This is a genomic window from Sphaerospermopsis sp. LEGE 08334 (assembly GCF_015207205.1).
Lineage (GTDB): Bacteria > Cyanobacteriota > Cyanobacteriia > Cyanobacteriales > Nostocaceae > Sphaerospermopsis.
In genome coordinates this window covers 1-12,416 of the sequence record NZ_JADEXH010000040.1, presented here as the reverse complement: position 1 = coordinate 12,416, position 12,416 = coordinate 1, and the positions used below count along the sequence as shown (strand labels likewise).

Below are 12,416 nucleotides of genomic sequence, written 5' to 3'. Positions count from 1 at the left end.
GAGAAAATTTAAAGCTCCATAACAGTCTTTTCATCTATTTTTTTCTTTTCTTGTGTTAGATATTCAAATTGTCTATTTTCCTTAATTTTTCTAAGTCTCCGCTCTAAGGAGTATTCAATCAAATATCCTGTCAAATCTATAATATTTTGGGCTATAAGTTCACTAAGCTCATGATAATCATGTGTTGCTTGATTTCCAAAAAATCTTATAATCTCTGCCCAATCAAATAAAGTTTTATCAAAATATCCCTTTTCCTTCATGACTAAAATACTCTTCTTTAAGTTATCTTCTTTTATTTTAAAATCTAAACATAGTGCTTCTAATGCTTTTCTAGATTTACTAATACTTTCTTCATATGATTTAGATTTGAACAATTGTATCGCTTCCTGATATGTATCAGGTGATTTAAAGTGTTTGTATCCCATGCCAAACTGTTTAATTTGGGGATATAATAATTCTGTTGAAACTTCGGGTATGTAGGAAAATTCCCTAGTTTCTTCATCATAGACTTCCTCTATATTTTCACTTGAATATGATTCTTGAATAACACTTACTTGCTTGCAGTCGTTACAGAATAAAATCTTCCAACAATATTCTTCCCAAACATTGGACTCAGAATGATTAATAGTAGGAGATTTGCCTTCTGTTATTTTTATTAAGGTCTTTTCATTACAATGAGGGCATCTTTCTTCATTATTAGACATATCTGTTATATGTTATGGGTTGACTTTTTATTATGATAATATAAAACTATCTTGTTTATTAAAAAAACTAAAAAATTGATACATTAACAACTACCCCCTATTTATACATAATGAATAACCCCCATCAACAACTACTCCAACAAATAGACTTAATGCTTCGCGCCCGCTATCCCCTACTATATATAGTCGGAGTCGAAGAAGAACCAATAGAACAAGTCCTCCAACAACTCACCCAAATATCCCAGACACCACGACAACTATTATTATGGGATATCGTCACCGGTTGGGATGACAACGGAACTGATAAAGGTTCAGTCATGGGTGCATTATCAAGAATTACCAAAACCCCAGAAAATACAACCACAATATTTGTATTGCGAGACATACATTTTATCCTCAAAAACCCCGAAACAGAAAAAAATGCTCCCGTAATTCGGGCTATAAAAAACCTCACCCGTCAACTCAAACGCACACGCCAAACCCTCATTCTTACCAGTCATACATTAACCATTCCTCCAGAACTACAAGAAGAAATTACAGTAATTGATTTTCCCTTACCCAACATCCAAGAAATTGATTATTTAATTCATCAATTAATCGTACCCGAAAAACTTAACTTAAATGGACTAGGAAAAGAACAATTAATTAAAGCCTGTCAAGGATTAAGTCGCGCCAGAATTAGAAGAGTATTAGCCGCCGCCTTAGCAGCAAAAGGACAAGTTAATGAAACAGATATTGATAGAGTTTTAGAAGAGAAAAAACAAGCAGTTCGCCAAACCGGAATATTAGAATTTTATACATCCAATGAATCATTAAAAAACGTCGGCGGATTAGAAAATCTTAAACAGTGGGTAAGAATGCGACAAGATGCTTTTACCGAAGAAGCAAGACGTTATGGAATACCCAACCCCAAAGGAGTTTTATTAGTAGGAATACAAGGAACAGGAAAATCATTATCCGCCAAAACTATCGCCCATGAATGGCGTTTACCATTGTTACGTTTAGATGTGGGAAGATTATTTGGGGGCATAGTCGGAGAAAGTGAAAATCGCATTCGCCAAATGATACAATTAGCAGAAGCAATATCACCCTGTGTATTGTGGATAGATGAAATAGATAAAGCATTTGGTAATATTAATAGTGGGGTTGATGGTGATTCGGGAACATCGCGCCGCGTATTTGGAACATTAATAACTTGGATGCAAGAAAAAACCAGTCCGGTATTTATGGTTGCTACTGCTAATAATGTGCAAATATTACCAGCCGAGTTGTTAAGAAAAGGGCGATTTGATGAAATTTTCTTTATCAATTTACCTACCGAAAAAGAACGCCATGATATTTTTAAAGTCCACCTGCAAAAAATCCGTCCTTCCCGACTGCGAGATTTTGATTTACCCAAACTCGCCAGAAATACAGAAAATTTTAGCGGTGCTGAAATTCAACAAGTAATTATTGATGGTATGCACCGCGCTTTTGGTAGTTTGATTGCTGGAAATAGGAGGGATTTTAACACGGAAGATATTTTAGATGCGGTATCGGAAACTGTGCCTTTGGCGGCTATTGCTAAGGAACAAATTACATTTTTAAAACGTTGGGCGGCGGAAGCTGGCGCAAGAACGGCTTCTATTGATACACTATTAATTGAGGAGTTGAAGGTTTATTCTCAGCAGCAAGGTTTGGGTCCTTTGGAGGTGGATTAAATAATTGATAATTGACAATTGATAATTGATAATTCATGAATGAAAAAAGGAGTTGATTTTTTATGTCTCATTTTACAAGTATCAAGGTGCAAATTAAAGAGGGTGAAGTGCTGCTTCAAGTATTAAAGGAGTTGGGTTATCAGGTTGAGTTAAATTCTCAGGTTCGTGGTTATAGGGGTGATACTACAAGTGCTGAATATGTGATTAAACAAGCTAATGGTTATGATTTGGGTTTTCGTCAGCAGGGGGGAATTTATGAGTTAGTTGCAGATTTTTGGGGTGCGAAAATTAATCAACAAGATTTTATTAATAAAATTAGTCAAAAATACGCCCATAAAACTTTGATGGAAACTATACAAACTGAGGGGTTTAATGTGGAGGAAGAGGAGGTTTTAGCAGATGGTACTGTGCGGGTTGTTGTTGGTAAATGGGTTTAAATTCTTCAAAGTCCCCCTTTTTGGGATTTAGGGGGATCTAAAATGTTAACATTATTAAAAAGGAAAAATTCTCATGGCAGAATATCAAAAGATAGAATATCGCATTGGTAAAGATGGTAAAATTGTGGAACGGGTTTTAAATGCCACTGGTTCTAGTTGTGTGGAAAATACAAAAAATTTAGAACAATCTTTAGGAGAAATAGAATCTCAGGAATTATTACCTGAATACTATCAAGATGATGAGATGATTACAACTTCTGAAAATCAAACCTTACAACAACAGTAAACTTAGATACCGGACTTCTTTAAGAAGTCGGTTATCTGAAGACTGATAACGAGAAATATATGGCTTACGCCACGCTTCGCTATCAGAAATTACTGTATAATCGTTATATACCCAGACAAAATTATCCATTATTTTCTACTTTTAGGAATGGCTGTATTATGCTTCAAAGATTATATGTAAATAATTTCCGATGTTTAGAAAACTTTGAACTGAAAATAAAAGATATACCATCTGCTCTCTTGATTGGCAAAAATGGTACAGGTAAATCAACTATTGGTAAAGCATTAGAGGTTCTTCAAGCTATTGCTAGAGGTACAAATAGATTGCGGGATCTGGAAAAAAATAATCTTATTGGACGAAATGATTTTGCTTATAGCAAGTTTGAAGTTCCCATTCGCTTAGAAATAGAAGTATTATTGAAAAATCAATTATATCAGTATATTCTCGCGTTAGAGTTACCAGAAAATTTTCAAGAGCTGCGAGTTTTTGAAGAACAGCTTCTAGTTGATGGAAATCCAATTTACTCTCGAAAAAATGCTCAAGTTACTATTCATAGTAATACCCAAAATAAAGAAGCTCAGTTTTCTGTAGATTGGCATTTAGTAGCTATGCCAATAATTAGTAATGATAGTCTTTATGTTTTAAAGAATTGGCTGGCTGAGATGATTATTTTAGCACCAATTCCTAGTTTAATGACTGGAGATTCTCACGGGGAAACTTTACAACCAAAAAAAGATGGTACAAATATTGGAGAATGGTTTTCTGGTTTACTGGGTAGATATCCTGCGGCCTATAGAGAAATTGACAAATATCTCCGAAAACCTATGCCAGACTTTCAGGATTTTGTTAATGAAATTATTGCTAAAGACGTGAAAAGTCTCATCGTTAGATTTGCGAAAAATCAAGCTACTTTAGATGTTAATTTTCAAGATTTATCAGATGGTGAAAAATGCTGTTTTCTTTGTGCTGTGGTATTAGCTACTAATCAATTCTACAGTCCGGTTTTCTGCTTTTGGGATGAACCTGATAATTATCTTTCTCTATCGGTAGTAGGTCATTTTACTATGTCTTTACGACGTTCATTTACAAATAGTGGACAACTTTTAGTAACTTCTCACAATCCTGAAGCAATCAAAAAATTCTCTGATGAAAATACCTTTTTTCTTGATAGAAAAAGTCACTTAGAACCAACTTTAATTAGGTTGATCAGTGAGATACCTGGTCTTGGAGATCAAGTTGATCTCATTGAAGACTTAATTTGTGGAGATATAGAATTATGAGTTCAAATGAGTATAGACCACATCTTCTAATTTTATTAGAAGATAAAGCTCATAACGATATTGTTAACGGATTTTGTCTAAATTTAAACGTAGATGAAGATCAGATTGAACGTCTACAAAAAGCGCGTGGATGGGTAAACGTCAAAGATAAATTTGAAAAAAAATATATTCCCAAACTGCGACAAAATGTTAATAAACATATAGCAATCCGATTTGAGTTATGAACAAATAGTACAAATGATTTGGTAAGGTTAGGATACTCAAAGTCTTAATCTAGTTCGATTTACGCCAATAGTAACTATGATCTAATCGTTCTATAATCATTTAGGATTGCTATATTTTATTGATTATTGATCGGGATATCTATCAAAATAGAGGCACTTATGTACAAGAATGTATTCCTGAAGATATAAAAAATAGGGTATTTATTTTGGTTTTCAACCCTAATCCAGAAATTCTTAGAAATGATACTAAAAAAAGTTTTGAGAATATTGGAAAAGCACTTGCTAAAGCTTGCTATGAAAATCAAAATGGACTATGGGAACATCCTGTTCTTGTAGATAATAAACCTGAGTTAGAACGAATGATTTTATCTGTTAAACCATTTCTGTTTACCAATTAGCCTAAAAAAAATAATATGCTAGAACAAATTAATCATATCGGTTTTGCCGTCATTCTCACTATTATCATTTATATGATTCTGCGTTTCCTATTTCCCGAAACCCAGGAAAATACACCAACTAATTATCAACCTATCACCTCAACAGATACAGAACAAAAAATTAAAGATTTAGAATTACAATGTCAACGACTGCGGGAAGAATTAAAACAACAATCTCAACAACTACAAACCGATTTCCAAACTGAAACCTTTACCCAATTACAAACATTATTAACCAACTATCCCACAGTCAAAAAAATGGCTTTAGCTAAACCTGACTTACCCGCTAAAAATCTGGTTTCCCTATTTACATCTTTAGATAATTTAATTACCAATTGGGGTTATACTGTAATAGGGGAAACTTGGGAACAGGTTAATTATAATCCCCAAATACATCAAGCTGATAGCGATGATATTCAAGAAGGTGATTTAGTTTATATTCGGTTTATTGGTTATCAAAATGGCGATCAAGTTCTCTATCCTGCAAAAGTTAGTCGTACTTTACCTGGAGGTTTTAATAATAATTGAATTTTAGTTTCGCGCAAAGTCGCAAAGAAGCAAAGACGCAAAGAAATCCAAGAGAATTATTTATTATTCTGACTCCTGACTCCTGACTCCTAAATTATGACTACAATTGCAATTGATTTTGGTACAAGTAATACTGTAATTAGTATTTTAGAACCTGATACTCAACAACCTAAAAGTTTACGTTTCCCTAATTTATCCCGCGTCTTTGTGGGTGTAAATTCTCAAGGTGAAAGGTTAGAATTTCCCGTTATTCCTAGTTTATTATTTATTAAATCACCCAATAATATTATATTAGGTGAAGGTGTAAGAAGTCAACGTTTAGGACTTTCTCAAAATTATCCCCCAGAAAGATTATTTAAAAAATTTAAACGTGATTTAGCTGAAGATTATCAACCACCACTACGTCAAATTGATGGATTTACTTATAATTCTGTTACTGTTTCTGAGTTGTTTATTCAAACTATTTGGACAGAAATTCAACAGCAGAATATAGAACCCAATCATTTAGTTTTTACTGTTCCCGTTGGTGCTTTTGAACGTTATTTAGACTGGTTTAGAGAGTTAGGTAATAAATTAAATGTTCCCCAAGTTTCTATTATAGATGAATCTACCGCAGCAGCTTTAGGTTATGCCGTAAAATCTCCCGGTAAATTAATTTTAGTGGTTGATTTTGGTGGGGGAACTTTAGATTTAAGTTTAGTGAGAACTGTTAATAATTCTCATCAGAATAATGATTTACGTGCTGAGGTTTTAGCAAAATCTGAAGCTTATGTAGGTGGTGAAGATATTGATGTTTGGATAGTTGATGATTATTTGCGATCGCAAAATCTCACACCTGAACAAATTGGTAAAATCAGTTATCAAAATCTCCTAGAAATTGCTGAAGGTTTAAAAATTCAACTTTCTAAAAATCAAACCGCTTCCGAAAGTTGGTTTGATGATGAATCTTTTATGTCTTATGAATTAACAATTACCAGGGAAAAATTAGAAGAAATTTTAGAATATCGGCAATTTTTACAACAGTTAAGGGATGCGTTAGATGAAGTTCTAAATTTTGCTTTAAGAAAAGGTATTTCTAAAAATGATATTGAACAAGTTTTATTAGTAGGAGGAAGTTGTTTAATTCCCGCAGTTCAACAATTAATCATCTCTTATTTTGGTAAAAATAAGGTGAAATTAAATAAACCCTTTGATGCAGTATGTCATGGTGCATTAGCAATAACCCAAATTACAGAAATAGATGATTTTTTGCGTCATAGTTACGCGATTCGTTTATGGGATAATTTCAGCAAAAGTTATATTTATCATCCTATATTTACCAAAGGTACAAAATATCCTTGTCAAAGTTCCCAATGGTTAACCTTACAAACTGCAAATAATGGACAAACAGAGATTCGTTTAGATATTGGAGAAGTAGGTGATATGACACAAACAGAAATCGCTTTTGATGCTTCAGGTAGAATGACTTCTAGCACTCTCCAACATCAAGAAAGTTATCGTTCCTTAGATACCCAACATCAACAGGTATGTGTAGCAAAACTTAACCCTCCAGCAGCAGCAGGATTTGATAGAATATCTGTGTTATTTGAGGTAGATTCTCGACGAATTTTATTAGCAACTGTCAAGGATTTATTAACAGCAGAGATATTAGTTAATAGAGGTGAAATTTATAAATTAATCTAAAATTTTCTTCCCCAGTCCCTTTTATCAATTGATAATTGACAATTGAAAATTGACAATTGTTTCATTCAAGGCTTCCGCCGTGAGCGTCAGCCGATAGCGTAGCGTGGCGTATGACTCCTACGTCGTCACGCAAGCTATAGCCATACGGTTTAAAACCTCCCCTTTCAAGGGAGAGGTAATTGTCAATTGTTCATTGTTAATTGTCAATTATTGAATCCATCCTTTGCAACTGCGCTACTTTCGGATCAATGATTTTTTGACCTAAACTAGCAAATTTAATCGCTACAGATATCTTATTACCCGTCCCAAAAACATGAGTAATTTCGCCGATTCCGAAAGTTTTATGCAATACTCTTTCGCCGACTCGCCAATTTTCTGATGCGCCTTGATTATCAGGGTTTGCAGATGTTGACTTAGTAAAAGTACGGGTGTTTTTCTTTTTGGTGGTTAATAAATCTGGGGGTAGTTCATCCAAAAATTGCGATCGCAAAGCTGGTTCTCTACTACCATACAACCTTCTTTCTCTAGCATGGGATAAATACAATCTTTCCTTAGCGCGTGTTATCCCCACATAACACAAACGTCGTTCCTCCTCCAACGATGCAGGATCTTGTAAGGAACGATAACCAGGAAATAACCCCTGTTCTAACCCAACTAAAAATACTACAGGAAATTCTAAACCTTTAGAAGCGTGCAAAGTCATTAAAGAAACTGCTGTTTGTCCTTCTTTTAAATTATCTAAATCAGAACTTAACGCCGCACTTTGCAAAAATGCTTGTAATGAAATATCATCACCTTTATTGTCATCTTCAAACTGAGTGATAGCGTTAAACAATTCTTTGACGTTACTGATTCTATTATCAGCTTCATCCGTTCCCTGTTCCATCAAATCCCGAATATAGTTAGAATCATCCAAAATTCCTTCTAAAATTTCAGAACCGGGAATTTTTGTAATTTGTTCTTGCCATTTCTGAATTATACCAGCAAAACCATTCACAGACTTGGCAGCACGTCCAGCTAAAGTATTTACTGATGTTTGATCACTTAATATTTCCCATAAAGTTGTACCTAATTGTTGGGAAGCATTCATCAAAGCGTCAATAGTAGCTTTACCAATTCCCCGACGAGGAGTATTAATAACTCTTAATAAACTAACTGTATCCGCTGGATTATTAATTGCTCTTAAATAAGCGACAACATCCTTAATTTCTTTGCGGTCATAAAACTTCATTCCCCCAACAACTGTATAAGGAATTTGATATTTTACTAATAATTCTTCAAAAGGTCGAGATTGGGCGTTAGTGCGATAAAGAATAGCAAAACTACCCCAATTTAATTCCGGGTTTTGATGTTCTAAAGTGCGAATTTGATTAATCACAAAATCGGCTTCTGCTATTTCATCATCAGCTTTATAACAATAAATTTCTTCCCCTGCATCTCTTGTAGCTCTGAGAATTTTATCAATACGTTGGGTATTATTTTCAATTAGTTCATTAGCAGCTTGGAGGATATTTTCACAAGAGCGATAGTTTTCTTCTAATTTTACCATTGTTCTGGTATCATCATCCTCTAAACCATCACCAAAATCTTGTTGAAATTCTAGTAATATGGTAAAATCAGCCATTCTAAAACTGTAAATTGATTGGTCAGCATCACCCACCACAAACACAGACCGATTTTGCCAATCCCACTCACTCTTTCTGTTTTCACCATTAGTTACTAACAGACGAATCAATTCATATTGAGTGCGGTTGGTGTCTTGATATTCATCTACTAAAATATGACAAAATTTCCGATGCCAATACCCTAAAACTTGTTCATTTTGTTGAAATAATCTTGTAGGAATTAAAATTAAATCATCAAAATCTAAAGCGTTATTTTGTGCTAATCTATCTTGGTAAAGATTATAAACATCAGCAATTACCCGACCACGATAATTTGGCTGTTCTCGTTCAAATTCCTGGGGTGATAAACCTTGGTTTTTGGCATTACTAATAGCGTAACGCACAGATTTAGGCTCAAATTTTTTACTATCTAAATTAAGTTCTTTAGTAACAATTTCTTTGATTAAACTTTGGACATCAGACTCATCAAAAATAGAAAAGTTTTTATTCCAACGTCGTCCTTTTTCATCTTGATATTTTTCGATATCAAAGCGGAGAATGCGAGAAAAAAGACTATGAAAAGTGCCACACCACATATTTTTGATAGTAGTGCGATAAACTTTAGATATCAGTTGAGTTTGTTCGTATTCTGGTAATAAATCAAACTTGTTACCGTGTTGAGAAATAGCTAATTGTTCAGCAAATAACCTTTGAATCCGGTCTTTCATTTCCCGTGCAGCTTTGTTGGTGAAAGTCACCGCTAAAATATTTTCAGGGTTAACACGGTTTTGCAGAATTAAATTAGCGATACGGTAAGTAAGCGCACGAGTTTTACCAGAACCCGCACCAGCGACAACTAATAAAGGTCCGCAATAGTGTTCAACTGCTATACGTTGACTGGGGTTAAGATGGCTAAGAAAATCTATATTTGTAGTCATAGGTGTGTGAAATAGCGATGCAATAATATTTATACAGTAGGGAACAGGAAGATTGAAAATCTTTTAGTACATAGCTTTTTTTATTAACTACTCCCTGTTAAGTGCAATATTACCTATCTTATTCTCTTATTCTCTTCTTCCTTCGTTCCTTCGTTCCTTCGTGGTTCATTCATATCATAATAAAATTAAACCAACTTAAACCCAATCACCTATTCCCTATTAGCTTTCAAAGGTAAATTTACTCTAAAAGTAGAACCAACACCAAGCTGACTTTTGACAATAATCTCACCCCCCATCATTTGACAAAAATGACGGCTAATAGCCAATCCTAACCCAGTACCGCCATATTTCCTAGTAGTGGAATTATCTCCTTGAGTAAAAGGTTGAAATAGCTGCTGCTGCTGACTAGGGGACATACCAATACCTGTATCAGTGACAGTAAAACTAATTATACCTAAAGGAGCATCTTTGAATAAGTTGGTTTTTTCATGTTTAACTGTCAATGTGATTTTACCGTTTGTAGTAAACTTAGCAGCATTGCTGAGTAAATTTAGCAATACTTGTCGCATTCTTTTTTGGTCAGCATACATATTTCCCAAATTTTCATCACAGTCTACCACCAAGTTATTACCATTTTTTTCCATAGCTGGTTTAACGGTGAGAACAAGATTATTAATCAAATTTGTAATATCAAATATTTCTGGGTAAAGAGTCATTTTCCCAGCTTCGATTTTTGACACATCAAGGATATCGTTAATCAGTTCTAGTAAATGTCTACCAGCGGAATTGATAGTTTCTAAATCAGTAATAAAATCAGGAGAAGCACCTATATCAGCAGCATCATCTTGCAAAAGTTGACTTAAACCAATAACTGCATTTAACGGTGTGCGTAGCTCGTGACTGACATTAGCGAGAAATTGACTTTTTGCTGTGCTGGCAGCTTCAGCTAATTCTTTGGCTTGTTCTAGTTGTTTAGTGCGTTCAGATACTCGCTCAATCAAGCGATTGAGAGATTTAGCCAGCAAGCCAATTTCATCATCAGTAGTGATGGGAGCGCGTAAATCAAAATTAGATTTTTTTGCCACTTGTTCAGCTACTTGAGTGACAGTAATTACAGGTTCAGCGATCGCCCGACTCGTACGCCAAGCCATCACCGCTGCAATAGCTACCGATACCAGCATACTAACTATCACAATTGTTCTTTCCACAAATCTGGCTTGCTCTACATCATGTTGCCTCTCCTGCTCTTGTAGTTGAGCCGTTCTTAAAATTCTCGTCAACTTCTCTGATAAATTATCTAGCTCCTCCACTGTATTACTATTCACAATTGCCAGTAACTGCTTTCGCGCTAAGTCCACTTGTTCTGTCTGTAAGCTTGTAGTATCAAGTCGCTGCAATATGTTTTCTATTTGATCAATATAAGTTTTTAAGTTAGTCGAGTAATCTAATAATAAGGTTTGTAAAGTGGCGCTGTTTGCAGCTAAGGTTTTGGGCTTTTTGCTGATATAGTTACTAATTTTTGTTTCTAATTTTTGAGTTTCAGTAAAAGAATTCAGTAATTCAGCTTTTTTTCTGTTGCGATTTTGTGTATTTTCCAATACGGCAACTAAGTTAAAACTATGCAACTGTGTTTCAAATATGGCATCTTTATAACTGTTTAGTAATTGTGCTTGCTCATTAGCCTGATGGAACTGCCGAACTTCTCTTCCTCGGTAATAGCTGGCCAGCACCAACCCAGTCAGAGAGCCGAAAAAGCCAATTCCAATAGCTACAAAGTAGCCATAGCCAATTTTTTGATGGATACGCCATGAACTAGCTTTAAGTTTCCCACGGGAGGGAAATTCTATTGTTGGAAGTTCATCTATTTTTGACTCTTGAGTTGACACTTTCTTGCTTTCCAAACTTTTGTCAACAAGGGTAGGCTTTTGATCTGGTATCCCAGCATTTTCTTAACCTTCCTACAAATATCACCAACCAAGTTTAACCTTGATCATGACTTTAAATATGATTAAATTTTCATTTATCCTCTTTGATAACAGGATTAAATCATTCTTTTCCAGATAATAGCATGGACTTATAAGAAAATCGAGTGAGCCAAAACCACGCCCGATAAATTATCGGAACTTGGTGGAGATACTTTATCGTACTTTAGGCAGTGGATGTAGGCAACGGCTTGCCCCTTTAGGGGCAGTCATAATCCTGACTGATCTGCTTAGGAATTGACAGTTTCCCTAAATAATGCTATTTTTGCAACAGGTCGAGATGGTAATAAACATGATTGTTTTTGAGTTCAAAGCCAAAGGCACAAAACAGCAATATCAAAGAATTGATGAAGCTATACGCATAAGCCAGTTCATTCGTAATAAGTGCCTACGGTTTTGGATGGACAATCAAAATGTTAAACCCTACGACCTGAATAAGTATACTGCTGTATTAGCGTCAGAATTTGATTTTGCTGAGAAATTAAATAGACATATCCGAAAAAGAATCAAATTATGGTATAACAGGATAAAATCGTGTACCTACCCTGAGATTATGAGCAACATAGTTGAGTACATTCATAACAATCCTGAAGAATCACAACGGTTATTAGGG

The 12,416-nt window shown here is 34.7% G+C and carries 11 protein-coding genes and 1 pseudogene; 9 read left to right on the top strand and 3 right to left on the bottom strand.

Annotated features, from left to right (window positions below; all coding sequences use genetic code 11):
- Positions 1–8 precede the first annotated feature (8 nt).
- A complete protein-coding gene (locus IQ237_RS19940; RefSeq protein WP_194058327.1) occupies positions 9–704 on the bottom strand; it encodes a DUF4145 domain-containing protein in 696 nt (231 codons plus the stop codon).
- Positions 705–814: 110 nt separating this feature from the next.
- Between IQ237_RS19940 and IQ237_RS19935 the strand changes: the two genes are divergently transcribed.
- The 8 genes from IQ237_RS19935 (at position 815) to IQ237_RS19900 (ending at position 7,279) form a co-directional block, all read left to right on the top strand.
- On the top strand, positions 815–2,404 hold the full coding sequence (locus IQ237_RS19935; RefSeq protein ID WP_194058325.1) for an AAA family ATPase: 1,590 nt from the start codon (positions 815–817) through the stop codon (positions 2,402–2,404).
- A 62-nt stretch (positions 2,405–2,466) separates the two neighbouring features.
- On the top strand, positions 2,467–2,841 hold the full coding sequence (locus IQ237_RS19930; RefSeq protein WP_194058323.1) for a DUF1257 domain-containing protein: 375 nt from the start codon (positions 2,467–2,469) through the stop codon (positions 2,839–2,841).
- A 73-nt stretch (positions 2,842–2,914) separates the two neighbouring features.
- A complete protein-coding gene (locus tag IQ237_RS19925) occupies positions 2,915–3,127 on the top strand; it encodes a DUF2997 domain-containing protein (protein ID WP_194058321.1) in 213 nt (70 codons plus the stop codon).
- A 59-nt stretch (positions 3,128–3,186) separates the two neighbouring features.
- Positions 3,187–4,407 (top strand): AAA family ATPase, encoded by a 1,221-nt coding sequence (locus tag IQ237_RS19920; RefSeq protein WP_228020510.1) that lies wholly within the window; start codon positions 3,187–3,189, stop codon positions 4,405–4,407.
- The gene (locus IQ237_RS19915; RefSeq protein WP_194058319.1) at positions 4,404–4,631 is read left to right on the top strand and encodes a hypothetical protein; all 228 of its coding nucleotides are present in this window, start codon (positions 4,404–4,406) and stop codon (positions 4,629–4,631) included. Before IQ237_RS19920 ends, IQ237_RS19915 begins: the two co-directional genes overlap by 4 nt.
- 119 nt (positions 4,632–4,750) lie before the next feature.
- Complete coding sequence (locus tag IQ237_RS19910; RefSeq protein ID WP_228020508.1) at positions 4,751–5,029, top strand: hypothetical protein; 279 nt, start codon at positions 4,751–4,753, stop codon at positions 5,027–5,029.
- Between the two features lie 15 nt (positions 5,030–5,044).
- A complete protein-coding gene (locus tag IQ237_RS19905; RefSeq protein WP_194058317.1) occupies positions 5,045–5,596 on the top strand; it encodes a nucleotide exchange factor GrpE in 552 nt (183 codons plus the stop codon).
- Positions 5,597–5,692: 96 nt separating this feature from the next.
- Positions 5,693–7,279, top strand: a complete 1,587-nt coding sequence (locus IQ237_RS19900) for an Hsp70 family protein (protein WP_194058315.1) — start codon at positions 5,693–5,695, stop codon at positions 7,277–7,279.
- 196 nt (positions 7,280–7,475) lie between these two features.
- On the opposite strand, the gene pcrA is transcribed toward IQ237_RS19900, so the two are convergent.
- Positions 7,476–9,821, bottom strand: coding sequence for a DNA helicase PcrA (pcrA, locus tag IQ237_RS19895; protein ID WP_194058313.1), 2,346 nt, complete (start codon positions 9,819–9,821; stop codon positions 7,476–7,478).
- Between the two features lie 209 nt (positions 9,822–10,030).
- The gene (locus IQ237_RS19890; RefSeq protein WP_194058398.1) at positions 10,031–11,758 is read right to left on the bottom strand and encodes an ATP-binding protein; all 1,728 of its coding nucleotides are present in this window, start codon (positions 11,756–11,758) and stop codon (positions 10,031–10,033) included.
- Positions 11,759–12,095: 337 nt separating this feature from the next.
- Here IQ237_RS19890 and IQ237_RS26395 point away from each other — a divergent pair.
- Positions 12,096–12,416, top strand: a pseudogene (locus tag IQ237_RS26395) (hypothetical protein); the annotation flags it as partial.

Coding starts and splice junctions, on each gene's coding strand:
- IQ237_RS19940 (WP_194058327.1), bottom strand. CDS start 704: ATGTCTAATAATGAAGAAAGATGCCCTCATTGTAATGAAAAGACCTTA.
- IQ237_RS19935 (WP_194058325.1), top strand. CDS start 815: ATGAATAACCCCCATCAACAACTACTCCAACAAATAGACTTAATGCTT.
- IQ237_RS19930 (WP_194058323.1), top strand. CDS start 2,467: ATGTCTCATTTTACAAGTATCAAGGTGCAAATTAAAGAGGGTGAAGTG.
- IQ237_RS19925 (WP_194058321.1), top strand. CDS start 2,915: ATGGCAGAATATCAAAAGATAGAATATCGCATTGGTAAAGATGGTAAA.
- IQ237_RS19920 (WP_228020510.1), top strand. CDS start 3,187: ATGGCTTACGCCACGCTTCGCTATCAGAAATTACTGTATAATCGTTAT.
- IQ237_RS19915 (WP_194058319.1), top strand. CDS start 4,404: ATGAGTTCAAATGAGTATAGACCACATCTTCTAATTTTATTAGAAGAT.
- IQ237_RS19905 (WP_194058317.1), top strand. CDS start 5,045: ATGCTAGAACAAATTAATCATATCGGTTTTGCCGTCATTCTCACTATT.
- IQ237_RS19900 (WP_194058315.1), top strand. CDS start 5,693: ATGACTACAATTGCAATTGATTTTGGTACAAGTAATACTGTAATTAGT.
- pcrA (WP_194058313.1), bottom strand. CDS start 9,821: ATGACTACAAATATAGATTTTCTTAGCCATCTTAACCCCAGTCAACGT.